The organism is Micromonospora sp. WMMA2032, assembly GCF_002688545.1.
GTDB classification, from domain to species: Bacteria; Actinomycetota; Actinomycetes; order Mycobacteriales; family Micromonosporaceae; genus Micromonospora; species Micromonospora sediminicola.
In genome coordinates this window covers 3,724,408-3,749,149 of the sequence record NZ_CP024052.1, presented here as the reverse complement: position 1 = coordinate 3,749,149, position 24,742 = coordinate 3,724,408, and the positions used below count along the sequence as shown (strand labels likewise).

26 protein-coding genes are annotated in these 24,742 nt (G+C 73.5%); 17 read left to right on the top strand and 9 right to left on the bottom strand.

Going from position 1 to position 24,742, the window contains the following annotated elements:
- Nucleotides 1-31: 31 nt before the first annotated feature.
- Entirely contained in the window at nucleotides 32-655 is a 624-nt protein-coding gene (locus CO540_RS17125) for an HAD family hydrolase (RefSeq protein ID WP_099162827.1), read from the top strand.
- A 28-nt stretch (nucleotides 656-683) separates the two neighbouring features.
- Nucleotides 684-1,070: a cold-shock protein gene (locus CO540_RS17120; protein WP_091583311.1), complete on the top strand. Its 387-nt coding sequence runs from the start codon at nucleotides 684-686 to the stop codon at nucleotides 1,068-1,070.
- On the opposite strand, the gene CO540_RS17115 is transcribed toward CO540_RS17120, so the two are convergent.
- The gene (locus tag CO540_RS17115; protein WP_091584294.1) at nucleotides 1,031-1,861 is read right to left on the bottom strand and encodes a 1,4-dihydroxy-6-naphthoate synthase; all 831 of its coding nucleotides are present in this window, start codon (nucleotides 1,859-1,861) and stop codon (nucleotides 1,031-1,033) included. The two genes, CO540_RS17120 and CO540_RS17115, sit on opposite strands and share 40 nt — an antisense overlap.
- 330 nt (nucleotides 1,862-2,191) lie before the next feature.
- Between CO540_RS17115 and CO540_RS17110 the strand changes: the two genes are divergently transcribed.
- Nucleotides 2,192-3,079, top strand: a complete 888-nt coding sequence (locus CO540_RS17110) for a GNAT family N-acetyltransferase (RefSeq protein WP_253865993.1) — start codon at nucleotides 2,192-2,194, stop codon at nucleotides 3,077-3,079.
- On the opposite strand, the gene CO540_RS17105 is transcribed toward CO540_RS17110, so the two are convergent.
- Together CO540_RS17105 and CO540_RS17100 are read right to left on the bottom strand one after the other, a co-directional pair.
- On the bottom strand, nucleotides 3,051-3,701 hold the full coding sequence (locus tag CO540_RS17105; protein ID WP_099162825.1) for a futalosine hydrolase: 651 nt from the start codon (nucleotides 3,699-3,701) through the stop codon (nucleotides 3,051-3,053). The two genes, CO540_RS17110 and CO540_RS17105, sit on opposite strands and share 29 nt — an antisense overlap.
- Nucleotides 3,698-5,329, bottom strand: a complete 1,632-nt coding sequence (locus CO540_RS17100; RefSeq protein WP_099162824.1) for an MFS transporter — start codon at nucleotides 5,327-5,329, stop codon at nucleotides 3,698-3,700. Before CO540_RS17100 ends, CO540_RS17105 begins: the two co-directional genes overlap by 4 nt.
- An 87-nt stretch (nucleotides 5,330-5,416) precedes the next feature.
- Here CO540_RS17100 and CO540_RS17095 point away from each other — a divergent pair, with 87 nt between their 5' ends.
- Nucleotides 5,417-6,259, top strand: a complete 843-nt coding sequence (locus CO540_RS17095) for a DUF3027 domain-containing protein (protein ID WP_099162823.1) — start codon at nucleotides 5,417-5,419, stop codon at nucleotides 6,257-6,259.
- Between the two features lie 4 nt (nucleotides 6,260-6,263).
- Here the strand turns inward: CO540_RS17095 and CO540_RS17090 are convergent, their stop codons facing one another.
- Nucleotides 6,264-6,479, bottom strand: coding sequence for a DUF2530 domain-containing protein (locus tag CO540_RS17090; protein ID WP_371682304.1), 216 nt, complete (start codon nucleotides 6,477-6,479; stop codon nucleotides 6,264-6,266).
- Between the two features lie 138 nt (nucleotides 6,480-6,617).
- Between CO540_RS17090 and CO540_RS17085 the strand changes: the two genes are divergently transcribed.
- The 5 genes from CO540_RS17085 to thpR all read left to right on the top strand — a co-directional run bounded on the left by CO540_RS17085 (nucleotide 6,618) and on the right by thpR (nucleotide 11,175).
- Entirely contained in the window at nucleotides 6,618-8,099 is a 1,482-nt protein-coding gene (locus CO540_RS17085) for an NCS2 family permease (protein ID WP_099162821.1), read from the top strand.
- 61 nt (nucleotides 8,100-8,160) lie between these two features.
- Nucleotides 8,161-8,610 (top strand): MarR family winged helix-turn-helix transcriptional regulator, encoded by a 450-nt coding sequence (locus CO540_RS17080; RefSeq protein WP_172967863.1) that lies wholly within the window; start codon nucleotides 8,161-8,163, stop codon nucleotides 8,608-8,610.
- A gap of 69 nt (nucleotides 8,611-8,679) precedes the next feature.
- Complete coding sequence (locus CO540_RS17075) at nucleotides 8,680-9,966, top strand: MFS transporter (RefSeq protein WP_091583287.1); 1,287 nt, start codon at nucleotides 8,680-8,682, stop codon at nucleotides 9,964-9,966.
- Between the two features lie 116 nt (nucleotides 9,967-10,082).
- Nucleotides 10,083-10,592, top strand: a complete 510-nt coding sequence (locus CO540_RS17070; protein WP_099162820.1) for a hypothetical protein — start codon at nucleotides 10,083-10,085, stop codon at nucleotides 10,590-10,592.
- A gap of 4 nt (nucleotides 10,593-10,596) precedes the next feature.
- Nucleotides 10,597-11,175, top strand: coding sequence for an RNA 2',3'-cyclic phosphodiesterase (thpR, locus tag CO540_RS17065; protein ID WP_099164801.1), 579 nt, complete (start codon nucleotides 10,597-10,599; stop codon nucleotides 11,173-11,175).
- A 128-nt stretch (nucleotides 11,176-11,303) separates the two neighbouring features.
- On the opposite strand, the gene CO540_RS17060 is transcribed toward thpR, so the two are convergent.
- The 4 genes from CO540_RS17060 to CO540_RS17045 form a co-directional block, all read right to left on the bottom strand.
- Complete coding sequence (locus CO540_RS17060) at nucleotides 11,304-12,290, bottom strand: aldo/keto reductase (protein ID WP_099162819.1); 987 nt, start codon at nucleotides 12,288-12,290, stop codon at nucleotides 11,304-11,306.
- Between the two features lie 63 nt (nucleotides 12,291-12,353).
- Complete coding sequence (gene sepH, locus CO540_RS17055) at nucleotides 12,354-13,442, bottom strand: septation protein SepH (protein ID WP_091583270.1); 1,089 nt, start codon at nucleotides 13,440-13,442, stop codon at nucleotides 12,354-12,356.
- Nucleotides 13,443-13,633: 191 nt separating this feature from the next.
- Nucleotides 13,634-14,761: a phosphoserine transaminase gene (serC, locus tag CO540_RS17050; protein ID WP_099162818.1), complete on the bottom strand. Its 1,128-nt coding sequence runs from the start codon at nucleotides 14,759-14,761 to the stop codon at nucleotides 13,634-13,636.
- 260 nt (nucleotides 14,762-15,021) lie between these two features.
- The gene (locus CO540_RS17045; RefSeq protein WP_091583263.1) at nucleotides 15,022-16,128 is read right to left on the bottom strand and encodes a citrate synthase 2; all 1,107 of its coding nucleotides are present in this window, start codon (nucleotides 16,126-16,128) and stop codon (nucleotides 15,022-15,024) included.
- A 272-nt stretch (nucleotides 16,129-16,400) separates the two neighbouring features.
- On the opposite strand from CO540_RS17045, the gene pdxH reads away from it, so the two are divergent.
- The 7 genes from pdxH (at nucleotide 16,401) to CO540_RS17010 (ending at nucleotide 22,284) form a co-directional block, all read left to right on the top strand.
- Nucleotides 16,401-17,030 (top strand): pyridoxamine 5'-phosphate oxidase, encoded by a 630-nt coding sequence (gene pdxH, locus CO540_RS17040; protein ID WP_099162817.1) that lies wholly within the window; start codon nucleotides 16,401-16,403, stop codon nucleotides 17,028-17,030.
- Nucleotides 17,027-18,319 carry an MFS transporter gene (locus tag CO540_RS17035; protein WP_099162816.1) on the top strand — a complete coding sequence of 431 codons (1,293 nt, stop codon included), beginning with the start codon at nucleotides 17,027-17,029 and terminating at the stop codon, nucleotides 18,317-18,319. Before pdxH ends, CO540_RS17035 begins: the two co-directional genes overlap by 4 nt.
- A gap of 16 nt (nucleotides 18,320-18,335) precedes the next feature.
- Nucleotides 18,336-19,262 (top strand): aldose 1-epimerase family protein, encoded by a 927-nt coding sequence (locus tag CO540_RS17030; RefSeq protein WP_099162815.1) that lies wholly within the window; start codon nucleotides 18,336-18,338, stop codon nucleotides 19,260-19,262.
- A 2-nt stretch (nucleotides 19,263-19,264) separates the two neighbouring features.
- Entirely contained in the window at nucleotides 19,265-19,867 is a 603-nt protein-coding gene (locus tag CO540_RS17025; RefSeq protein WP_099164800.1) for a nitroreductase family protein, read from the top strand.
- A 54-nt stretch (nucleotides 19,868-19,921) separates the two neighbouring features.
- Nucleotides 19,922-20,227 (top strand): type II toxin-antitoxin system VapB family antitoxin, encoded by a 306-nt coding sequence (locus tag CO540_RS17020; RefSeq protein WP_089154454.1) that lies wholly within the window; start codon nucleotides 19,922-19,924, stop codon nucleotides 20,225-20,227.
- Between the two features lie 31 nt (nucleotides 20,228-20,258).
- Nucleotides 20,259-21,419, top strand: coding sequence for an acyl-CoA dehydrogenase family protein (locus CO540_RS17015; RefSeq protein ID WP_099162814.1), 1,161 nt, complete (start codon nucleotides 20,259-20,261; stop codon nucleotides 21,417-21,419).
- A 100-nt stretch (nucleotides 21,420-21,519) separates the two neighbouring features.
- Nucleotides 21,520-22,284 carry a DUF4230 domain-containing protein gene (locus CO540_RS17010; protein WP_099162813.1) on the top strand — a complete coding sequence of 255 codons (765 nt, stop codon included), beginning with the start codon at nucleotides 21,520-21,522 and terminating at the stop codon, nucleotides 22,282-22,284.
- A 473-nt stretch (nucleotides 22,285-22,757) separates the two neighbouring features.
- Here the strand turns inward: CO540_RS17010 and CO540_RS17005 are convergent, their stop codons facing one another.
- Nucleotides 22,758-22,961 (bottom strand): PspC domain-containing protein, encoded by a 204-nt coding sequence (locus tag CO540_RS17005; RefSeq protein ID WP_026267959.1) that lies wholly within the window; start codon nucleotides 22,959-22,961, stop codon nucleotides 22,758-22,760.
- Nucleotides 22,962-23,325: 364 nt separating this feature from the next.
- Here CO540_RS17005 and CO540_RS17000 point away from each other — a divergent pair, with 364 nt between their 5' ends.
- Nucleotides 23,326-24,696, top strand: coding sequence for an L-serine ammonia-lyase (locus tag CO540_RS17000; RefSeq protein WP_099162812.1), 1,371 nt, complete (start codon nucleotides 23,326-23,328; stop codon nucleotides 24,694-24,696).
- Nucleotides 24,697-24,742: the final 46 nt, after the last annotated feature.

Below are 24,742 nucleotides of genomic sequence, written 5' to 3'. Positions count from 1 at the left end.
ACCACGCTAGCCCGCTGGGTAGGTTCTCGGCATGTCTCCGCTGATGGTCGGCTTCGACCTCGACATGACCCTGGTCGACTCCCGCCCCGGCATCGCCGCGGCCTTCCGGGCGCTGACCGCGCGCACCGGCGTGCCGGTCGACGAGGAGCTGGCCGTCTCCCGGCTGGGTCCGCCGCTGCGCACCGAGCTGGCGTACTGGTTCCCGCCGGAGCGGGTCGAGGAGGCGGTGACGCTCTACCGGGAGCTCTACCCCGCGTACGCGATCACCCCGACCGTGCCGATGCCGGGCGCGGCGGCGGCCCTGCGGGCGGTGCACGCGCGCGGCGGTCGGACGATGGTGGTGACGGCCAAGATCGGGCGGCTGGCGCAGCTGCACCTGGACCACCTCGGCCTGCCGGTCGACGAGCTGGCCGGTGACCTGTTCGCCGAGCAGAAGGCGACCGCGTTGCGCGAGCACGGGGCGACGCTCTACGTGGGTGACCACGTGGCCGACATGGCCGCGGCGCGGGCGGCCGGAATCCCCGGCGTGGCGGTGGCGACCGGCCACTGCACGCCGGACGAGCTGAGCGCCGCCGGCGCGGAGATGGTGCTGGATGATCTCGCCGAATTCCCGGCGGCGGTCGACCGGATCATCGGGCTAGCCTTGGAGGGGTAGACGGTTCGAGTGGAGCGGGGTTCGACAGGTGCCGACGGGTCGAGTGAAGTGGTACGACGCGGCCAAGGGATACGGGTTCGTCACCAGTGACGAGGGTGGCGACGTGTTCCTGCCGAAGGGCGCGCTACCGGCGGGTGTCGCCGACCTGAAGGGCGGTCAGCGGGTCGATTTCAGCGTGGTGGACAGCCGGCGGGGCGCCCAGGCGATGGGGGTCAAGCTGCTGGAGGCGCCGCCGTCCGTGGCGGAGCTGCGCCGGCGACCGGCCGAGGAGCTGCACGGCCTGGTCGAAGACATGATCAAGGTGCTGGAGGCGAAGGTCCAGCCGGACCTGCGCCGGGGCCGCTTCCCGGATCGCCGGACCGCGCAGAAGATCGCTCAGCTGGTCCACGCGGTGGCGCGCGAGCTGGAGGTCTGAGGGACGAGCCCGGCGTCGGCGGCCCGGCCCAGCAGTGCCTCCACGGCGGCGAAGCCGGCCTCACCCAGGTCGGCGGTGAACTCGTTGACGTAGAGGCCGATGTGCCGGTCCACCACGTCGGGCTCCATCTCCTGCGCGTGCGCGAGGACGTACTCGCGGCTGGCCTCGGGGTCGGCCCAGGCCTGCCGCACCGACTCGCGGATCCAGGCGGCGGCCTCGACCGGGTCCACCGCGCCGCGGCGGGCCAGGATCGCGCCGAGCGGGATCGGCAGGCCGGTGTCGCCCTCCCACCACTCACCCAGGTCGACCAGGGCGGTCAGCCCGTGGCGCGGGTAGGTGAAGCGCGCCTCGTGGATCACCAGCCCGGCGTCGTACCGGCCGGCGGCCACGCCCGGCATGATCTCGTGGAACGGCACCACCTCGATCCGCGCCGGCGCCTGGTCCGCAGCCCAGAGCCGGAACAGCAGGTACGCCGTGGTCCGCTCACCGGGCACCGCGACGGTCGCGCCGGACAGGTCGGCCCGGTCGCCCCGGGTCAGCACCAGCGGCCCGCAGCCCCGGCCCAGCGCGCCTCCGCAGGGCAGCAGGTGGTAGTCGTCGAGCAGCCACGGCAGCGCCGCGTAGCTGACCTTCACCAGGTCGAACGCTCCCCGCTCGGCGGCCGTGTTGGTGACGTCCACGTCCGCGTAGGTCACCTCGACCGGCGGTGCGCCCGGCACCCGGCCGTGCACCAGCGCGTCGAAGACGAACGTGTCGTTGGGGCAGGGGGAGATCGCCAGGGAGAGCGCCACGCCCCCACCGTAACCCCGGCCGCGTCGTCGGCTGCCACCCCGGCTGTCCGGGTGTGACCGGCGGAGCTGCGGACCGTTGGTTCCGGGGCCGGCGGTCGCCCGTCCGGCGGCCCGGCGGGATCCTGGTCGTGCGCCTAGAAACTTGATGACGTGGGCGAGTCAGCCGCTGCCCTGCGCCCCGCCCCGCTTGGCCCGAGCCATCCCCGTCATCAAGTTCCTAGTCAGCCCGAAGGACACCCTCATCCCCAGGAGCACCGCTTTTCCACATGGTTATCCACAGGTGGACGTGCGGGGTGGATGGCTGCGGTGCCCACCGTCGACCATGTCGTCGTGAGTGACCCTGGGCAGGCCATCGATCTGGGGGCGACGCTGCGGGCGTTGCGCCGGGCGGCCGACCTCAGCCAGCGCGAGCTGGCGGCGAGGTCCGGGGTACCGCAGGCGACCCTTGCGCGCATCGAGTCCGGGCGGTCGACCGGGCCGAACTTTCGCACGGTCGAGCGGCTGGTGGCCGCGGCCGCCGGTCGGATCACCATCGCGGGGCGACCGGCCGGTCCGGGCGACGCGACGGGTGCCGCGACGGGCGCCGCGACGGCGGCCGGGGTGCTGACCGCGGTGCCGCAGCAGGGGCTGCGCGACGCTGCCGGTCGGCACTGCCCCGCGCACCTGGACGCCCGGGAGGTGCGCGAGCCCAAGGACTGGCCCGGTGCCTGGTGGGCGCACTGGTCGAGCCTGGGGAGCGGCTACCGGACGCCGCTGCCCGCCGTCACCTACCGGATCGACCGCGATCGGCGGGACCGCGACCGGCACCGGGAGTGGGTGCGTCGGGAGCACCGGGTCCGGCGGCACCTGCACCCGGTGCTCCCGACGACCTCCTGGCGGTTCGTCGCCGAGTTGCCCGACGGCACGCTTGTCGGCGAGTTGCACGCGCACGAGCCCGGCGACGGGTCGTTCGAGGCGGATCCGTCGCCGGACGGGTGTCAGATCGTGGTGGACGGGCTGCGGGTCGCGCCCGCGTACCGGCTGCTCGGGATCGGTCGGGCGTTGGTCGCCGCGCTGACCGCCGAGATGGCCCGGCGCGACGTGCGGTCGGCCCGTGTCGTCGCGGAGGGGGAGGGCGCGCGTTTTCTGTGGCTCTGCGGGTTCGAGGTCGAGTCGTGGTCGGCGGCGGTGATGAGATTCGAGCGGCCGGTCAGCGGAGCGCGGCCGCGGCGGTGGTGAGCGCGGTGAACGCCTCGCGCATGCGCCACGAGCCGCGGTCCCGGGGGCCGACCGGGTTCGAGATCGTCCGCAGCTCGGCGAAGGGGACGCCGGCCTGGGCGGCGGCGACGGCGACGCCGTACCCCTCCATGGCCTCGGCCACGGCGTCGGGGTGCCGGTCGGTGAGGGCCGCGGTGCTCTCGGCGGTGCCGGTCACCGTGCTGACCGTGAGCACCGTGCCGACGGTGGCCGCCGGCAGGGCGGCGCGCAGCGCGCCCAGCAGGCCCGGGTCGGCGGGCACGACGCGGCCGCCGCCCAGCAGCTCCGGGGGCATGCCCAGGTCCTCGACCGGGATGAACCCGGCCGGCGACTCGGCGCCCAGGTCGGCGGCGACGCTGCGGTCGGCCAGCACGGTGCCGCCGACGGCGACCCGGCCGACGAAGCCGCCGGCGATGCCGGCGCTGACCACCGCCCGGTACGGCTGCCCGGCCGCCTCGGCCAGCGCCAGCATCCGTGCGGTGGCGGCGCCGGCGACCGCCGGGCCGACCCCGACCGGCAGCACCGTCACGCCCGCACCGGTGAGGCCGGCGCGGACCGCCTCGGCCTCGGCGGGCACCGCCGTGACCACCAGCAACCCGGTCACGCCACCGGCCCCCGAGGGTCGCGCCGGGTCTCGTCCTCCGCCGTGCCCGGCCCGCCGACCGACGAGGAGGGGCGGTAGATGTGGAATCCGGGCGGCGCGAGCCCGTCGTCGTCCGGTCGCGGTTCGACGCGCTGCGGCGCCGGCGAGGTCGGGGCCGGGTCGTCGAACGAGGTCGGGGCCGACTCGTCGGGGCGGCTGACCGGCTCTGCGTCCGGCTCGTCGGCGCCCAGTTCGTCGTCGCCCAGCGGCCGGCCGGCCAGGTGCTCACCGCGCAGCCGGCCGGCGACCAGCACCCCGCGCAGGGCCACCAGCGAGGCCACGGCGGCGGCGACCGCCACGCCGATCAGGCCGGTGAACGGCACCAGCCCGAGCCCGCCGCCGGCCACGAAGGCGAGCATCAGCGCGGTCTCCGAGTGCGCGAAGGAGCTGGCCCGCAGCCGCTCCGGGATGCGTTCCTGGATCGAGGCGTCCACCGCCAGCTTGGCGATCCCGCTCATCAGCGCGGCCACCAGGCAGAGCAGCGCCACCATCGGCAGCGAGAACTTGAGCGTGGCGAGCACCGCCACGCCGGCGACGACGATCGTGCCGCTGGACTGGATCGCGGTCGGGCGGTGGATGCGCAGCCGGGTGCCGAGCGCGGTGGCCAGGAAGGTGCCCACCGCGAGCGCACCGCCGACCAGGCCCAGCGCGGCCTGTGCACCCAGTTCCCGACCGAAGAAGTCGGTGGTCAGGTCGCCGCCCTTGATGGCGAACGCGAGGAAGAGCAGCAGGAAGCCGTAGAGCCCGCGCAACGCCGCCGCGCCGATCAGCGTGGCGATCACCAGCCGGCCGGCCGGGCGCCCCCGGCCCAGCGGGCGTTCGCCGTCGCGGCGGCGCATCGCCCGCAGCGGGTGCGGCAGCCGCTCCGGCGGCTCCGAGTCGGCCTTCGGCGGCAGCCGGAGCGAGATCACCATGCCGATCAGGAAGATCACCGAGGCGACCCGCAGCGGCCACTGCGGCCCGAACCAGAACGCGGCCAGGCCGATCGGGGCCACCAGCGCGCCGGCCACCGTGCCGTAGACGCTGGCCCGCGCCCCGACCTGGGACAGCCCCAGCCCGTCGGGAAGCAGTCGGGGCACCGCGGCGGAGCGGGCCACGCCGTACGCGCGGGAGAGCGCGAGCACCCCGAACGCGGCCGGGTAGAGCCCGAAGCCGCCGATGTAGTCGGAGATCAACCAGGCCAGGAAGGCCCGGCCGAGCATGGTCGCGGCCAGGGCGTAGCGGCGGCCGTGGCGGAAGTGGTCGAGCAGCGGCCCGACCACCGGGGCGAGCATGGCGAACGGGACCATGGTCACCAACAGGTAGAGCGCGACCTTGTTGCGCGCCTCACCCAGCGGTACGTCGAAGAAGATCGTCCCGGCCAGGCCGATGGCGATCAGCGTGTCGCCGGCGCAGGAGAGCGCGTGCAGGTCGAAGAGGCGGACCATGCCCACCTCGTTGCCGGCGCTGCGGGCCCGGGCGGTGCCGGCCCGGCGGGTCATCCAGCGCCCACCGTGCACCGAGCCCCGCAGCAGCAGCCGGGTGGCGCGGATGCCGGTGCCGACGGTCCGCCCGAGAAAGGAGCGGCCGGAGCGGGAGGACAGCGCCATGTGTCCCATCCTCGCCCATCTGCTCCGCGCGCGCCGCATCACCCGGAGAGAACGACTCCGGGGAGTGCCTGTCACCATTCCACGGGCATGGGGAACAATGGACCGGTGACCAGGCCCGCCTCCGCCCGCGCTCCCCGGCTCGACCAGGTCTGCGCCGCCGCCGTCGAAGTGGCCCGCGACGCCATCACCGAGGTGGAGCCGACCGACGTCGGCGACCACCTCCAGGCCGTCGCCGAGGGCGACCGGGTCGTCACCCACTACTTCGACTGCCGGATGGCCGGCTACCGCGGCTGGCGCTGGGCCGTCACGGTGACCCGGGTGCCGCGCAGCAAGCACGTCACCATCTGCGAGACGGTGCTGCTGCCCGGCCCCGACGCGCTGCTCGCCCCGGGCTGGCTGCCCTGGCAGGAGCGGCTCAAGCCGGGCGACCTCGGCCCGGGCGACCTGCTGCCCACCCCGGCCGACGACGAGCGGCTCGCCCCCGGCTACCTGCTCTCCGACGACCCGGCCGTGGAGGAGACCTCCTGGGAGCTGGGCCTCGGCCGGGCCCGGGTGCTGTCCCGCGAGGGACGCGCCGACACCGCCCAGCGTTGGTACGACGGCGACCACGGGCCGGACGCCCCGATCTCGACCGCCGCCCCGGCCGCCGCCCGCTGCGGCACCTGCGGCTTCTACCTGCCGCTGGCCGGTGCGCTCCGGCTGGCCTTCGGCGCCTGCGGCAACTTCTTCGCCCCGGACGACGGCCGGGTGGTCAGCGCCGACCACGGCTGTGGCGCGCACTCGGAGACGTTGGTCGAGGCGGCGGCCGAGACGCCGGTCGACGAGCTGCCCACGGTCTACGACGACAGTGCGGTCGAGGCCATGTCGGTCAGCCGCGCCCCGGGCTCGGTGGAGGCGGCCGAGCCGGCGGAGCCGTACGGCCACCCCTGACCGGTCAGCGCTGAGCTTCGGCGGCCGCCCGGCGGCGACGCCGGTTGGCGTCGTGCCGCATCATCGTGGCCAGCCCGGGAAAGCCCCACAGGAAACCGGCGAGGCAGGTCCAGAGCCAGTTCTGGTGACCGTGCGCGGTGAGCCAGTCGCGGAAGAAGAGCAGCAGCACCAGGCCGGCCACCGCCCAGGCGATCAGCCCGGCGACGGCGAACGGCACCATCGGCGGGTCGAGCGGCTCGGGCCGCGGCTGCTGCTCTCGGGGCACCGGTCCAGCGTACGTGATCGTCCTTCCCTGCCCGCCGGGTGATCTGGGACGATGCGCGCGACAAAACCGGTCGATGAACACGATGAGGACCCGATGTCCATTGCTCCGCCGCCGGATCACGGCACGCCGCCCGACCCCGCGCATCCGCGCAACGCGTTCGACCGCTACTTCGAGATCTCCGCCCGCCGGTCCACCACCGGCCGGGAGATCCGGGGCGGGTTCGCGACGTTCTTCACGATGGCGTACATCGTGGTGTTGAACCCGCTGATCCTCGGCGGCGCGGAGGATGCCGACGGGCGCACGCTGGCCATCCCGGCGCTGGCCGCGGCCACCGCGCTGGTCGCCGGTCTGATGACCATCCTGATGGGGGTGGTGGCCCGGTTCCCGATCGCGCTGGCCGCCGGGCTGGGCGTGAACGCGCTGGTCGCCTTCGAGATCGCGCCGCAGATGACCTGGGCGGACGCGATGGGCCTGGTGGTCATCGAGGGTGTGCTGATCGGCATCCTGGTGCTCACCGGTCTGCGTACCGCCGTGTTCCGCTCGGTGCCGACGCAGCTCAAGACCGCGATCGGCGTCGGCATCGGCCTGTTCCTGACCATCATCGGGCTGGTCGACGCCGGCTTCGTGCGGCGGGTGCCGGACGCGGCGAACAGCACCGTGCCGGTCGGGCTGGGCATCAACGGCAAGATCGTCAGCTGGCCGATGCTGGTCTTCGTGGTGGGCCTGCTGATCACGGTGGTGCTGGTGGTCCGCCGGGTCCGCGGCGCGATCCTGATCGGCATCCTGGCCTCCACCGTGCTGGCCGTCGTGGTCGAGGCGATCGGCAACATCGGCCCGTCCTTCGTCGACGGCAAGCCGAACCCGAAGGGCTGGGCGCTGAACGTGCCCGAGCTGCCGAAGCAGGTGGTGGACCTGCCGGACCTGTCGCTGCTGGGCAACTTCAACGTGCTGGACTCGTGGACCCGGGTCGGCTGGCTGGTCCCGCTGATGTTCGTCTTCACGCTGCTGATCACGGACTTCTTCGACACCATGGGCACGATGGTCGCGATCGGCCAGGAGGGGGACATGCTCGACGAGCAGGGCACCCCGCCGCGCGCCAAGGAGATCCTGCTGGTCGACTCGATCGCCGCCGCCGCGGGTGGCGCGGCCTCGGTGTCGAGCAACACCTCGTACATCGAGAGCGCGGCCGGGGTCGGTGAGGGCGCCCGGACCGGCGTGGCCAACCTGGTCACCGGCGCCCTGTTCCTGCTGGCCATGTTCCTGGCGCCGCTGTCGGCGATCGTGCCGTTCGAGGCCGCGTCGACCGCGCTGGTGGTGGTCGGCTTCCTGATGATGACGGCGGTCCGCACGATCGACTGGACCGACTACGAGATCGCCATTCCGGCGTTCCTCACCATCGTGCTGATGCCGTTCACCTACTCGATCTCGAACGGCATCGGGGCCGGCGTGATCAGCTACGTGCTGGTGAAGCTGGCGAAGGGCAAGGCGCGGGAGGTCCACCCCCTGCTGTACGGCGTGGCCGCGCTCTTCGTCCTCTATTTCCTGCGCGGGCCGATCGAGTCCGTGCTGCTCTGACGCTGGTGAGCCTGGTCATAACGCATGTCGTTAGCCAGGCTCATTAGTTAAGCTAACGAGTGTGACGGAGCGGACGGTGACGGCGAAACGCGTGCCACCGGCGCAGCTGGCCCCCCAGCTGCGAGATGCGATCACCCGACTCAACCGGCGGGTCCGACAGGCCCGGCCGGTCGGCGACCTCACGGTCACCCAGCTGTCGGCGCTCACCAGCCTCAGGCTGGCGGGCGCCCTCACGCCCCGGGAACTGGCCGACGTCGAACGGGTGCAGCCGCCCACGATGACGAAGATCGTCGCGAAGTTGGAGGAGCGGGGCCTCGTGCAGCGCACCCCCCACCCGACCGACGGACGGCAGGTCATCCTGGCGGCGACCGAGGGGGGACGGGCCGTGCTCGACCAGTTCGAGCGGGCCCGCAACGAGTGGCTGGCCAGCCGGCTGGCCGCGCTCAGCGAGGAGGAACGCGACACGCTACGGCGGGCCGCGGACATCCTTCAGGCAATCGCCCGCGCCTGACGCCGCGTCGCGCGGTTCGCTTCGTCCGTTGTGGATGAGGCGTACCCGACGCGAGGAGGCGCACCTAGAGTGCAGGCCAAGCTGAGCACGATGTTCCAGTCCCTACGAGTCCGTAACTACCGACTCTTCGCCACCGGGCAGCTGATCAAACTGATCGGCGTCTGGATGATGTTCATCGCCCAGGACTGGCTCGTCCTCGAGCTCAGCGACAACTCCGCGACCGCGCTCGGCGTGGTCACCGCGTTGCAGTTCACCCCCGTACTCCTGCTCACCCTGCTCTCCGGCCGGCTCGCCGACCGCTACGACAAGCGGATGCTGCTCTTCGTCGCCAACGCGTTCTGGACCGTGCTGGCGCTCGGCATGAGCCTGCTGGTCGTCACCGGCGTCGTGCAGCTCTGGCACGTCTTCGCGTTCGCCGCCCTGCTCGGCGTCGCCAACGCGGTGGAGACCCCGGTCCGGCAGGCGTTCGTCTCCGAGCTGGTCGGCATGCCGCTGCTGCCGAACGCGCTCTCGCTCAACGCGGCCGTGTTCAACTCCGCCCGGATCGTCGGCCCGGCCGTCGCCGGCCTGGCCATCGCCGCGTTCGACGTCGGCCCGGTCTTCCTGGTCACCGCGCTCAGCTCGATCGCCCCGCTGGTCAACGTGGTCCGGATGCGCCCGCAGGAACTGCACCGCAAGGACCTGCCGCCGGCAGGCGAGCGGGACCAGGCGCGGGTGGTGGACGGCCTGCGCTACGTGGCGCGCCGCCCCGACCTCCTGCTGCCGATGGTCGTCATGTCGGTGATCGGGATGAGCCTGTTCAACTTCCAGCTCACCCTCGCCGCGCTGGCCAAGACCGTGTTCCACACCGGCGCCGCCTCGTTCGGCCTGTTCAGCACCGCGCTGGCGGTCGGCGCGCTGGTGGGCGCGCTGGCCGGGACCGGCCGGCGCAGCCGGCCCTCGGTCTGGCTGGTGCTCGGCGCGGCGATCGGCTGTGCCAGCTTCGGCACCCTGGTCGGGCTCGCGCCGGCGTACTGGATGGTGGTCTCGCTCCTGCTGCCCACCGGGTTCTTCATGGTCTTCTTCGCCCAGGCCGCCAACCAGCGCGTGCAGCTCGGCGTCGACGCCTCCTTCCGGGGACGGGTGATGGCGCTGTGGGTGCTGGTGTTCCTGGGGACGAACCCGGTCGGCGCGCCGATCATCGGGTGGGTGGCCGAGCGGTTCGGCGCCGGCGCGAGCATCTGGATGGGTGGCCTGATCTCACTGGCCGCCGCGCTGCTGGCGCTCACCTGGCAGCTGCGCCGCTCCGGTGCCCGGCTGCGGATGCGGGTGCTGCCGATGCCCCGCTTCTACGTGGTGTCCCCCGGGGCCGAGTGAAAGGAGGGGCCCCCTCTTAACGCATTCGGTAGAGGAGGGGCCCCCTTTTAACACCCGTACCAGTCGGATTCCCGGAACGGGTGGCAGCCGGGTGCGGCAGGGCTTAGCGTCGATGTGTGGGATTGGGGCAGGAGCTGCTACTCGCGCTGACGATCCTCGCCGTCTGCTGCCTGCCCGCCCTGATCGCGCTGGTCTTCTGCGCCGACGAGATCCTCGACCGGGTCGCCTGCGGCTGGGCCGACTGGCGCGACCGACGCCGCGAACGCCGCACCATCGCCCGACTCGACCGGGCCATCGAGGCCGAGGCGCTGACCCGCGACATCGACCTCACCGAGTTCGACCGGGAGGGCCGCCGCCCGCTGGAGCAGCTCGCCACCGACCTGCGCCGGCTCGGCGGCCACCGGCTCGCCGCCGCCGACCGCTCGGTGGTGTGGCACGGCGCGGTCATCGAGGCGTACGACGAGCGGCTGCGGGCCGCCTGCCGGGCCCTGGGCATCGCCGAGCATCTAACCGAGCTGGACGGCGTCGACCGGGAGATCGAACGGGTACTCGTCGAGGGGTTGCTGCACGCCGCCGGGCTGACCCTGCCCGCCGCTCGTGCGGCGCACCACCAGCGGCACCGCTGACCGGGTGCGCCTCTTCGCGGCGGTCTACCCGCCCCCGGCGGCGGTCGCCGACCTGGCCCGGCGGATCACCGGGCTGCGCGTCGGCGCCGCCTCAGCCGCCGGCGTCAAGGTGCGGCTCGCCGACCCGGATCACCTGCACCTGACGCTGGCCTTCCTCGGCGAGGTGCCGGACGACCGGCTGGTCGACGTCGAGAGCGCGCTCGGGCTGGCCGCGCAGGCGTTCCGCGACGGCCGGGCCGGCCCACCTCGGCTGCGCCTCGGCGGTGGCGGCAGCTTCGGTCAGGGACACTCCACGGTGCTGTGGGTGGACGTGCGGGGTGAGGCCGACGCGCTGGACACGCTCGCCCGGTTGGTGCGCGACGGGCTGCGTCGGGCCGAGCTGCCCCACGACGACAAGCCGTTCCGGGCCCACCTGACCATCGCCCGTCCCGGTGACCGGGTCGCCGCCGCCGACGTCCGCGCCGACCGCGAGGATCTGCACAGGTACGAGGGTCCGGAGTGGCCGGCCGACGAGCTGGTCCTGGTCGGCAGCCACCTCGGGCGGAACGCTCGCCACACCCGCCTCGCCGCCTGGCCGCTGTGACAGCTCGCCGCCGGCATCCGCAGCGTTGAGCTGCCCGCTGCCCGCTGCCCGCTGCCCGTCATGCGGCGCCGTGTTAACAAGGGCCCCCGCCTATACCGGAGGCGTTAAGCGGGGGCCCTTCCTTGCACCTACCAGGCCCAGGCCTCGGGGCCGGGGCCGCCGTTGCCGACGGGCGGGAACAGCTCGTCGAGGCGGGTGAGGGTGGGGTCGTCCAGGTGCACGTCGAGGGCGCCGAGATTGCGGTCGAGTTGGTCCATGGTGCGCGGGCCGACGATCGGGGCGGTCACGCCCGGCCGGGACAGCAGCCACGCCAGCGCCACGTCGGCCGGGTCCTGGCCCAGGTCCGCGCAGAGCTTCTCGTACGCCTCGATGGTCATCCGGTGCTCGGCCAGCGCGTCGGCCGAGCGGCCGCTGGCGCCCCGGGCCGCGCTGCCGTCGGCCATCTTGCGGATGATTCCGGAGAGCAGCCCGCCGTGCAGCGGCGACCAGGGGATGATGCCCAGGCCGTAGTGCTGCGCGGCCGGGATCACCTCCAGCTCGACGTGCCGGGTGAGCAGGTTGTAGATGGACTGCTCGGAGACGAGGCCGAGGAAGTTGCGCTTCCCGGCGGCGGCCTGAGCCTGGGCGATGTGCCAGCCGGCGAAGTTGGACGACCCGACGTAGAGCACCTTGCCCTGGGCGACCAGCGTCTCCATCGCCTGCCAGATCTCCTCCCACGGCGTGGTCCGGGAGACGTGATGCATCTGGTAGAGGTCGATGGTGTCGGTCTGGAGCCGCCGCAGCGAGTCCTCACAGGCCCGGATGATGTGCCGGGCGCTCAGGCCCTGGTCGTTGGGCCACTCGCCCATCTTGCCGTAGACCTTCGTGGCCAGGACGACCTTGTCGCGCCGCCCGCCGCCCTGGGCGAACCAGCGGCCGACGATCTGCTCGGTCACGCCCTCGCCGAGCTTCCAGCCGTAGACGTTCGCGGTGTCGAAGAAGTTGATCCCGTGTTCGAGCGCCCGGTCCATGATGGCGAAGCTGTCCGGCTCGTCGGTCTGCGGCCCGAAGTTCATCGTGCCGAGGCAGAGCCGGCTCACCGACAGACCGGTGCGTCCCAGGTTCGTGTACTCCATGGGTCCACCCTGGCACGCGGGCACTTCGAGTGCCTTGTCGACGAGCCAGGGTGGACCGGAGGATCAGGAGGACTCGCGGGCCGCCGGGCCGCTGCCGAACAGCACGTCGTCCCAGCTCGGGAGCCGTTTGCGCGGCTTGCCGGCGGCGTCGGTGGACTCGTTGCCCGAGCCGCCGGACGCCGCCGCCGGACCGGTGCGCCGGGGCCGCAGCACGGCCAGCGACGGCACGGCCGGGACCTCCTTCGGCGCGTCCGAGTCGTCGTCGAACGCCGAACCCTGCCCGCCGCCGAGCAGCGCGGCGGCACCACCGGCGACCGCCCGCTGGCGGGGGGCGTCCGACCCGGCCAACGCGGCCGGGGACCGGGTGTCGAGGCCACGGCCGGACGTGCCGCCGAGCGGCCGGTCCAGCGAGGCGAGCAGCGCGTCCCGGCCGGCGCGGATCGGGTCCCGCCCCGGACGGGCGTGGTCGGACGCGGCCGGCAGGCCGTGCCCGCCCCGGCTCGGCTCGCCCCGCGACGGGCCGGGCAGCGCGTGGCCGCCCCGCTCCGGCGCCGGCTCCTGGCCGAGGATCGGCGTCGGACGCTCGGCGCACAGGTATTGCGCCATGTCGTCGTGCGGGGCGACGTTCTGCCGGGTCTTGTCGAGATCCCAGACCGCCTGGGCGGTGGCCTTGCCGGACGGCCAGGTGGCGATGATCCGCCAGGTGCCGTCGTCGCGACGGTAGGCGTCCCAGGAGATCTTCTCGGTGTCGATCCCGTGCTGGGCCAGCCGACCGTTGACCACCTCGGCCAGCGGGGTGGGCTTCTCCGCGCCCTTGAGCCGGGTGCGGCGGGCGTGCTGGGCGAGCATGGCCCGCTCCTGGAGCACCGGGCCGGCGTAGCGCAGCACCCGGTCGACCGGCACGCCGGCGATGCGGGCCACGTCCTCGGCGGACTCGCCGGAGCGGATCCGGGCCTGGATGTCGCGCGGGGACAGGGACGGCGTCGGGTCGGTGGCGGACGGCACCACGGCGAGCGGGGGCGCGCCCGGCTCGGCGTGCAGCGCCGAGGCGATGCGCTCGTCGATGGGCAACGCGAGCAGGCGCCCCACCTCGTCGGCGAGCACCAGGGCCTGGCCGTCCTCGGAGAGGGCGACGAAGCGTACTGGGCGCATGGGCTTGCCTCCGTCCCGCTTCGCTGGCCGTCACGCCACGGGAGCCGGCCACCCGGGCGTCTCGCACCACCGTACGCTCATCTACCCGGACATGGGGATTGCGACACCCCGGCATGTCGCGACTGAGCTGCGGCGATGATCACGGTGGGTGGCCGCCGGAGCCCCGACGACCACCCACCGTGACGGAACGATCAGAGTCGCTCGACCACGTAGTCGATGGACGCGGTGAGCGCCTCGACGTCGGCCGGCTCGACGGCCGGGAAGAGCGCCACCCGCAGCTGGTTGCGGCCGAGCTTGCGGTAGGGCTCGGTGTCGACGATGCCGTTGGCGCGCAGCGCCTTGGCGATGGCGGTGGCGTCCACCCCGTCGGCGAAGTCGACGGTGGCGACCACGTTGGAGCGCAGCGCCGGGTCCGACACGAACGGGGTGGCGAACGACGAGCGCTCGGCCCAGCCGTACACGATGCCGGCGCTCTCGGCGGTGCGCTTGGCCGCCCAGGCCAGCCCGCCCTGGGAGTTCATCCAGTCGGTCTGCTCGGCGGCCAGGAAGATGGTCGCCAGCGCGGGCGTGTTGTACGTCTGCTCCAGCCGCGAGTTGTCGATCGCGGTGACCAGGTCGAGGAAGGCCGGGATGTAGCGGCCCGAGGACTTGATCTCGGTGGCCCGGGCGAGCGCGGCCGGCGACATCAGCGCCAGCCAGAGGCCGCCGTCGGAGCCGAAGCACTTCTGCGGGGCGAAGTAGTAGACGTCGGTCTCGCCGACGTTGACGTCCAGCCCGCCGGCGCCGGAGGTGGCGTCGACCAGCAGCAGCGAGCCCTCGTCGGCGCCCGGCACCCGGCTGATCGGCACCGCCACGCCGGTCGAGGTCTCGTTGTGCGGGGTGGCGTAGACGTCCACGCCCGCCTCGGCGACCAGGGACGGCGCGCTGCCCGCCGCGGACTTGCGCACGGTCGGCTCGCCCAGGAACGGAGCGTCGGAGACCGACTTGGCGAACTTGGCGCCGAACTCGCCGAAGCTGGCGAACTGGGCCCGGTCACGGATCAGGCCGAACGTGGCGACCTCCCAGAACGCGGTGGTGCCGCCGTTGCCGATCACCACCTCGTACCCCTCGGGGAGGGAGAAGAACTCGGCCAGGCCGCGGCGCAGCCGGGCGACCTGGTCCCGGACCGTCTTCTGCCGGTGCGACGTGCCCAGGTAGCTGGTGGCGACGTCGGCGAGCGCGGAGACCGCGGCCGGACGGACCTTGGAGGGCCCGCAGCCGAAGCGTCCGTCGGCGGGCCTGAGGTCGTCGGGAATCCGGATGGTCGGTGCGTCAGCCACGGTTGTCTCGATCCTTCCGCATGGGCGAGGGCGGGCCCTTTCCTGCGGGCGCGGACCGGCGACCGGCTCGTGCGTCGGGCGCACGGGACGGCCGGGATCCGAACCCGGCCGGCAGCGCTGCCGGCCTTCATCCTCGCACCCGACCGGCCGCGACCGGCCGCTGGTCCCACGCCCGGCCCTGAGGCGTACGCCACAGCGCGGGCGTCAAGAAGGGGCCCCGCCTATGCGGAATGCGTTAAGCAGGGGCCCCTCCTTGCACCTCAGACGCCGTGGGGGATGGCGTCCCAGCCCTCGACCTGCTGCGGCTTGCGGGTGCCCGGGCCGACGTAGGTGGCGGACGGGCGGACCAGCCGCTGGAGCTTCTTCTGCTCCAGGATGTGCGCGGACCAGCCGCCCATCCGGGCGCAGGTGAACATCGAGGTGAACATGTGCGCCGGCACCTCGGCGAAGTCCAGCACCACGGCCGACCAGAACTCGACGTTGGTGGCGAGGACGCGGTCCGGGCGGCGGGCCTGAAGCTCGGCCAGGGCGGCCTTCTCCAGCGCCTCGGCCACCTCGAAGCGGGGCGCGCCCAGCTCCTTGGCGGTGCGCCGGAGCACGCGGGCGCGCGGGTCCTCGGCCCGGTAGACCCGGTGCCCGAAGCCCATCAGCCGCTCGCCCCGGTCGAGCACGCCCTTGACGTAGCCCTCGGCGTCGCCGCTGCGCTCGACCGCCTCCAGCATGGTGAGCACCCGCGACGGCGCGCCGCCGTGCAGCGGGCCGGAGAGCGCACCGATGCCGGAGGAGATGCAGGCCGCGGCGTCCGCGCCGGTGGAGGCGACGATCCGGGCGGTGAAGGTGGAGGCGTTCAGGCCGTGCTCGGCGGCCGAGATGAAGTAGGCGTCGACGGCCTTGACGTGCCGCGGGTCGGGCTCGCCCCGCCAGCGCTTCATGAACCGCTCGACGATCGTCTCGGCCTTGTCGATCTCCTTCTGCGGCACGGCCGGCAGGCCCAGCCCGCGCGCCGACTGGGCGACGAAGGAGAGCGCGGTGACCGACACCCGGGCCAGGTCCTCGCGGGCCTGCTCGTCGGAGATGTCGAGGAGCTGGTTGAGCCCCCAGTACGGGGCCAGCATGGCGACCGCGGACTGCACGTCGACGCGGATGTCGCCGGAGTGCACCGGCACCGGGAACGGCTCGGCCGGCGGCAGGCCGGGGCCGAACCGGCCGTCCACCAGCAGCGCCCAGACGTTGCCGAAGGAGACCTGGCCGATCAGATCCTCGATGTCCACGCCCCGGTAGCGCAGCGATCCGCCCGCGCGGTCGGGTTCGGCGATCTCGGTCTCGAAGGCTACGACGCCTTCGAGGCCCGGCTTGAAATCGGACATGTCGTCTCCTGGCTTGGGCTCGGTGCGCCCGGGCGGGCTGATCCAGCCCCGCAGCTCAGGCGACCCTCAGGGAAGTGGTTCGTGACATCTTGCCCGGTGGGTAACCAGGTGCGCGACCCGCGGGCGGTGTGCGCCACGTGACATCCCCGCCGGTGGACACGCGGGCGGGGAGGAGAAGACTGGGTGGCGGGGCCTGGCCAGCGTCGGGGGACGCGGGCGCGCCCGGGAGAGGAACGGCGAGAGTGACAGGCGACACACCCGCCCCGGCCGGCATGCGTAACGAGTACGCCGCCGACCTGGGCCTTTCCGAGCCGGACCTGGCGCCGGACTGGCACACCCAGTTCGGCCGCTGGTTCGCCGACGCGGTGGCCCACCCGCTGCCCGAGCCGAACGCGATGGTGGTGGGCACCGCCGACGCGCAGGGCCGGCCCAGCGGACGCACCGTGCTGCTCAAGGGGTACGACCCGGAGGGGTTCGTCTTCTTCACCAACTACGGCTCGCGCAAGGGCGTCGAGGCGACCGCCAACCCGTGGGCCAGCCTGGTCTTCCCCTGGTTCCCGATGCAGCGGCAGGTCACCGTCACCGGCCGGGTGGAGCGGGTCGACCGGGCCGAGACCGAGGCGTACTTCGCCGGCCGGCCGCGCGGCTCCCAGCTCGGGGCGTGGGCCAGCACCCAGTCCGAGGTGGTGCCGGACCGGGCCGCGCTGGACGCGGCGTACCGTTCGGCGGCGGAGCGGTTCGCCGGGGTGGAGCCGATCCCCGCGCCGCCGCACTGGGGCGGCTTCCGGGTCCGCCCGGAGACGGTGGAGTTCTGGCAGGGCCGGGCCGGCCGGCTGCACGACCGGCTGCGCTTCCGGCGTACCGGCGACGGGGTCTGGGTCGTCGAGCGGCTCGCACCGTGACGGAGGTCACCAGGACCCGGCCGCGCGGGGCGCGCCGCTGGGCGATCGACCTGCGCCCGCTGGGCGTGCCCGCGTACCGGCGGGTGTGGCTCGGCAACGCGGTGGCGATGTTCGGCTTCCAGTTCACCGCCGTCGCGGTGCCGGTGGAGATGTTCGACCTGACCGGCGGCTCGTTCTGGGTCGGCCTGCTGGGCATCGCCGGGTTCGTGCCGCTGCTGGTCTTCGGGTTGTGGGGCGGAGCGGTCGCCGACGCGCGGGACCGGCGGCGGGTGCTGCTCGCCGCCGGCGCCCTGCTCTGGGCCGCCACGCTGGGGCTGCTGGTGCAGTCACTGGCCGGGGCGGGCAGTCCGATGCTGCTCCTGCTGCTGGTGGCCGTGCAGACGGTGGCGTTCGCGATCACCTCGCCGGCCCGCAGCGCGATCCTGCCCCGGCTGGTGCCGGCCGAGCTGGTCCCGGCCGCCACCACGCTGAACTACACCACGTTCACCGCCGCGGCCGTCTTCGGCCCGCTCGCCGCCGGCCTGATCTTCGCCGCCTGGCGGGTCGACGTGGCGCTGCCCATCGCGTACGGGGTGGACGCGCTGCTGTTCACCGTCTCGCTCTGGGCCACCCTGCGGCTGCCGGCGATGCCACCGGAGCCGGACCCGGACGGCGGCGTCCGCAAGGCCGGGCTGGCCAGCATCGTCGACGGTTTCCGCTACCTGGCCACCACGCCGGTGCTGCTGCTCTCGTTCGCCATCGACCTGATCGCGATGATCCTGGCGATGCCGCGGGCGCTCTTCCCGGAGCTGGCGCAGGAGCGGTTCGGCGGCGGCGCGGCGGTCGGCTGGCTCTACAGCGCGATCGCCATCGGCGCGATGCTGGGCGGCCTCACCTCCGGCTGGATCGGCCGGGTCCGCCGGCAGGGGCTGGCGCTCACCGTGGCCGTGGTCGGCTGGGGCGTGGCGATCGCGTGCGCCGGCCTGGCCGGCCAGCTCTGGCTGGCGGTGCTGCTGCTCGGTGTGGCCGGCGCCGCCGACCTGGTCAGCGCGACGCTGCGGCAGTCGATGCTGCTGGTCTACGCGCCGGACCGGATGCGCGGCCGGCTCCAGGGCGTGAACACGGTGGTGGTGGCCGGTGGGCCACGGCTGGGCGACCTGCGGGCCGGCACCATGGCCGCCGGTTTCGGCACCGGGTTCGCCATGGTCGGCGGCGGTCTCGCGGCGGCCGTGCTCGCGACGCTGCTGGTGGTGGCGTTCCCCGCGCTGCTGCGCTATCGCGCGACCACCCACGCCGACGACGGTCGCTGACGGTAGGGTCCCGGACATGGGGATCGACGTGCAGCCACCGTCCGGGACACAGTGGACCATCGCCGCCGACGGCCACGAGGCCGTCGTGGTGGAGGTGGGCGGTGGGCTGCGGGCCTACCGGCACGACGGCCGGGACTACCTCGACGGGTACGCCGAGGACGAGCTCTGCCCCGGCTCGGCCGGGCACGTGCTCGCCCCCTGGCCGAACCGGATCCGCGACGGCGTCTACACGTTCGGGGACCGCTCGTTCCAGCTCGACCTGACCGAGCCGGAGCGGCACAACGCCCTGCACGGCCTGGTCAACTGGGTCCGGTGGGAGCTGGTCGAACGGTCGGCGGAGAGCGTCACGCTCGGCTACGACCTGCCGCCCACCCCCGGCTACCCGTGGGCGCTGCGGCTGCGCAGCCGGTGGAGCGTCGGCCCGGAGGGTCTGCGCGCCGAGCACGAGGTGACGAACCTGTCCGCCGAGCCGGCGCCGTTCGGCTTCTCCGTGCACCCCTACTTCCAGCTGCCCAAGGTCGGCGTGGACGAGCTGCTGATGCGCGTACCGGGGCGGAGCCGGGTGCAGGTGGACGGCCGGCTGCTGCCGGTGGCGGCGAGCGCGGTGAGCGGCACCGAGTTCGACTTCACCGCCCCCCGCCCGATCGGTGACCTGGTGCTCGACATGGCCTTCGGCGACGTGGAGCGGGAGGCCGACGGCGGCTCGGCGGTGACGCTCGGCGCGCCGGACGGCTCGTCGTCGCTGCGGATCTGGGCGGACCGCGAGTTCGGCTGGTGGCAGGTCTTCACCGGCGACACGCTCGGCGGCGAGCGGCACCGTCGGTCGGTCGCGGTGGAGCCGATGACCTGCCCGCCGGACGCGTTCCGGTCCGGGCGGGACCTGATCACGCTCGACGCCGGCCAGACGTGGCGGGGCGTCTGGGGCGTCCGGCCGGCGGCCTGACCGTGGAGTTCGCCGAGGTCGTCCGGCGACGCCGGATGGTGCGCAACTACGACCCGGACCGGCCGGTGCCGCCCGAGGTGGTGGACCGGCTGCTGGCACACGCGCTGCGGGCGCCGTCGGCCGGGTTCGCGCAGGGCTGGGGCTTCCTGGTGTTGGAGGAGCCGGCCGACCGGGCGCGGTTCTGGTCGGCGGCGACGCCGGACGGCGGCGGCCGGGAACGCTGGCTGACCGGCATGCGCCGGGCCCCGCTGATCGTGGTGCCGCACGCCAACCGGGACGCCTACCTCGACCGGTACGCCGAGCCGGACAAGGGTTGGGCGGACCGCGCCGAGGAACGCTGGCCGGTGCCCTACTGGTACGTGGACACCGGCTTCGCCGCGCTGATGATGCTGCTCACCGCCGTGGACGAGGGGTTGGGCGCCTGTTTCTTCGGCATCCCGCCGCAGCGGACCGGGGCGTACCGGGAGGCGTTCGGGGTACCGCCGGAGCTGCACCCGATCGGCGCGATCACCATTGGTTACCGAGCCGTCGACCACCGGTCACCGTCGCTGCGCCGGGGGCGGCGTCCGGTGCAGGATGTGGTCCGGCGGGGACGGTGGAGTTGAGCGGTTAGGCTGGCAGGCACATCGTCAGCCGGGCCTGGGGGAGGAGAGCGCGCCGTGATCTTCAGGGCGGTCCGGGACGGTCGTCCCTACCCGGAGCACAACTTCACGCTGAAGCAGTGGGCCGAGATCCCACCGCGCCCGCTGCGGCTGGACCAGCTCATCACCACCAAGCGGGAGCTGGCGCTGGACAAGCTGCTCGCGGAGGACTCCACCTTCTACGGCGACCTCTTCCCGCACGTGGTGCAGTGGAACGGCGGGCTCTACCTGGAGGACGGCCTGCACCGGGCGCTGCGCGCCGCGCTCCAGCAACGCAACCAGATCCACGCGCGGGTGCTGGTCCTCGGCGACCAGGGCGAGTGACGCCCGCCTGAGGCTTGGTTAAGGTGACGCCATGACTCCTCTCGACCTGCTCGACATCGACGCGTCGCTGAGCGAGGAGGAGCGGCAGATCCGCGCCGTCGTGCGCCAGCTCGTGACCGACCGGGTACGCCCGCACGTCGCCGGGTGGTACGAGGACGGCGAGGTGCCGGCCCGCGAGCTGGCCCGCGAGTTCGGCAAGCTGGGCCTGCTCGGCATGCACCTGACCGGGTACGGCTGCGCCGGCGCGTCCGCCGTCGCGTACGGGCTGGCCTGCCTGGAGCTGGAGGCCGGCGACTCCGGCGTCCGCTCGCTGGTGTCGGTGCAGGGTTCGCTGGCCATGTACGCGATCTGGCGTTTCGGCAGCGAGGAGCAGAAGCAGCGGTGGCTGCCGGCCATGGCGACCGGCGAGGCGATCGGCTGCTTCGGGCTGACCGAGCCGGACCACGGCTCCGACCCGGCGTCGATGGCCACCCGCGCCCGCCGTGACGGCGACGACTGGATCCTCACCGGCGGCAAGATGTGGATCACCAACGCGCCGATTGCCCACGTCGCCGTGATCTGGGCGCGCACGGACGACGGTGTGCGCGGCTTCGCCGTACCGATGGACACGCCGGGGGTGACGGCGCGCGAGATCCGGCACAAGATGTCGCTGCGCGCGTCGCTGACCGGCGAGATCACCCTCGACGACGTGCGGCTGCCGGCGGACGCCCAGCTGCCCGGCGCGACCGGCCTGAAGGCGCCGCTGAGCTGCCTGACCGAGGCCCGCCACGGCATCGTCTGGGGCGTGCTCGGCGCGGCCCGCGACTGCCTGGAGACCGCCCTGGGGTACGCGACCACGCGCACCCAGTTCGGCCGGCCGCTGGCCGGCTTCCAGCTCACCCAGGCCAAGCTCGCCGACATGGCCGTGGAGTGGAACAAGGGCATGCTGCTCGCGCTGCACCTGGGCCGGCTGGCCGAGGCCGGGAAGCTGCGCCCCGAGCAGGTCAGCGTGGGCAAGCTGAACAACGTGCGGGAGGCGCTGGCCATCGCCCGGCAGTGCCGCACGATCCTCGGCGCGAACGGCGTATCGGGGGAATATCCGGTGATGCGGCACGCCAACAACCTGGAGAGCGTGCTCACCTACGAGGGCACCTCGGAAATCCACCAGCTGGTCATCGGGCAGCGGCTGACCGGACTCTCCGCCTTCGCCTGACGAGCGGGTTCACCCGATCGGGTCGCTCGACGAGCGACTGTCGCACGGTGCCCGTACCGTCATAGTCAGTCGATGTGTCGGACGAGGACGGTGAGGGGCGATGGCCCGCGACGGTGACATCAACCAGCCCACCAGGGAGTTCCCGGAATACCCGACCAGCGAGTCCCTGCGCGACCGGGCGGATTCCCCGCTCGACCCCGAGCCGGGTGGTCGGGCACCGGGCGGCGGCCCGGCACGCGGTCTGCTCTGGGTGCTCGGCGCGGCCGCGCTGGCGGTGGTGGTGCTGCTCGGCGTGCAGGCGACCGGCCTGCTGCCCGACTTCCGCAACCCGTTCGCCAAGGAGCAGACCGACCGCAGCCAGCCGCCGTTGCTCAAGTCGATCCGTGACCTGAGCCGCTACGTCGCCGCGGAGGGCAACTTCCAGGTGGTGGTCGACGTGCAGAACGACCGGCGCAACGTGCCCGACTTCCTGCTCAACGAGCGCACGCTCTTCGTCGGGGCCGGCCGGGTCGAGGCGTACGTCGACTTCACGAAGATCGCCGACGGCGCCGTGGTGGTCTCCGACGACGGCAAGTCCGTCGAGATCAAGCTGCCCGCGCCGCAGCTCGGCGAGACCGATCTGGACATGGACAAGAGCTACGTCTTCGCCGAGGAGCGGGGCCTGATCAACCGGCTCAACGACCTGGTGTCCGGCGACCCCAACCGGCAGCAGCAGGTCTACAAGCTGGCCGAGGACCGGATCACCGCCGCCGCCCGGGACAGCGGGCTCGGCGCGCGGGCCGAGGCGAACACCCGCAAGATGCTGGAGGGGCTGCTCCGCTCCCTCGGCTACGAGAAGGTGACAGTCACCTACACGGCACCCTGACCTGTCACGACGCGCCCCGCCCCGGTCGTTCCGGAGCGGGGCGCCGTCGTGTCCGCCACCCGCTCCGGTCGCCGCGCGGCGGCCTGTCCCGTCCCCGCTGCCCCGTCCCCGCCACCCCAGGCTCAGCGTGTCGGCCCCGCCACCCCCGGCTCAGCCGCGCCGCCCCGGGCTCAGCGTGTCGGCCGCGCCGCACCGAGCCCGCAGCCCCGCCCCAGCGCCCCCACCCCAGGGCCCTGGGCCCCGACGGCGCGGTCCTGGCATCCCGGGCCCTGGCCGCTCGGCATCCCGGCGACTCGGCCCTGGCGTCGACGGGGGGCACATGAGTTCAGAGCGATATACCGCTGAGTCATAAATATGACCCAGCGGTATATCGGTCTTCGGGGGAATCGACCAGTGACTCACTACGGACAGTGACCCAGCTTCCCGCCACCCGTGCTCCGTAGGCCGCGCAGCTCGGGCCGGGCGGCGTCGGGTCAGCGGGTGGCGAGGTAGCGGTCCTCGTTCGGCATCAGGATCCACAGGACCAGGTAGACGATCACCTGGGTGCCGGGCAGCAGCAACGACAGCAGAAACAGCAGCCGGACCATGCCGGCCGACATGCCGAACCGCTGCCCCAGGCCGGCGCAGACACCGGCGATCATGCGCCCCTGGCGGGGCCGGACCAGTTTGCGACTCATCGTCGTCTCCCACTTCTGCGGCGATCCGCCGCGCTGATTCCACGGTAGAAAGGGGTGCGCGCCGCGCCCTCGGCCCCGAGGAGGATCGGCGACCCGGGCACCCGTAGGTGCTTACCCCGGCGCACCCCCGCCGACGCGTCCACCGACGCTCGTCGATGCGCACCGTGGGGCTGACTGCTCGGGTCCTTCAGCGCGGGCCGCGGGGCGCATGTGGCGGGGTGGGGCGGGTAGTGAGCTGGGGAGGTAGGCTCGCCGGTCGGGCGCCCACACCCCGGGCGCCGGGCCGTCGAACCCGCCGAGCGGGCACACGGCGCGCACCGGTTCGGATCCGCACAACGGGGACGACGGCGAGGAAAGTGCAGCCATGATCAGTGTTTTCGATCTTTTCAGCGTCGGTATCGGGCCGTCCAGCTCGCACACCGTCGGGCCGATGCGGGCCGCCCGGACGTTCGTGGCGGGCCTCAAGGCCGACGGGCAGCTGGCCGACGTGACCCGGGTGCAGGCGGAGCTGTTCGGCTCGCTCGGCGCCACCGGCCACGGCCACGGCAGCGACCGCGCGGTGCTGCTCGGGCTGGAGGGCGAGGCCCCGGAGACGGTCGACACCGACACGGTCGGGCCGCGGGTGGAGCGGATCCGCGCCGAGCGGCGGCTCCGCCTGGTCGGCAGCCAGGAGATCGACTTCGACCCGGACCGGGACCTCATGCTGCACCGGCGGCGCTCGTTGCCGTACCACCCGAACGGGATGACGTTCGCGGCGTTCGACGCGGCCGGGAACGAGGTGCGTACGCGCACCTACTACTCGGTGGGCGGCGGGTTCGTGGTGGACGAGGCGGCCGCCGGGGCGGACCGGATCAAGCCGGACAGCACGCGGGTGAGGCACCCGTTCCTCACCGGCGCGGAGCTGCTCGACGTCACCACCCGCACCGGCCTGTCGATCAGCGAGGTGATGCTCGCCAACGAGCTGTCCTGGCGCAGTGAGGCGGACGTGCGCGCGGGGCTGCTGGAGATCTGGCGGGTGATGCGCGAGTGCGTGGAGAACGGGTGCACCCGCGACGGCGTACTCCCGGGTGGGTTGAAGGTCCGCCGCCGCGCGGCCGAGCTGCGGCGCGGCCTGGAGGCGGAGGGCGAGGGCAGCGACCCGCTGCGGGCCATGGACTGGGTGACGCTGTTCGCGCTCGCGGTCAACGAGGAGAACGCGGCCGGCGGGCGGGTGGTCACCGCGCCGACGAACGGGGCCGCCGGGATCATCCCGGCCGTGCTGCACTACTACACCCGGTTCGTCCCGGGCGCCTCCGAGGAGGGGGTGGTGCGGTTCCTGCTGGCCGCCGGCGCGATCGGCGTGCTGTTCAAGGAGAACGCCTCGATCTCCGGCGCGGAGGTCGGCTGCCAGGGTGAGGTCGGCTCGGCGTGCTCGATGGCGGCGGCCGGGCTGGCCGAGGCGCTGGGTGGCACGCCGGAGCAGGTGGAGAACGCGGCCGAGATCGGCATGGAGCACAACCTCGGGCTCACCTGCGACCCGGTCGGTGGCCTGGTGCAGATCCCGTGCATCGAGCGCAACGCGGTGGCCAGCATCAAGGCGATCACGGCGGCCCGGCTGGCGCTGCGCGGCGACGGGGTGCACCACGTGTCGCTGGACAAGGTCATCAAGACCATGCGGGAGACCGGCGCCGACATGAAGGTCAAGTACAAGGAGACGGCGCGGGGCGGCCTCGCGGTCAACGTGATCGAGTGCTGACCCCGTTGGGGTGACCGCCGGTCGACGGCCGCCACGCCGACGACGA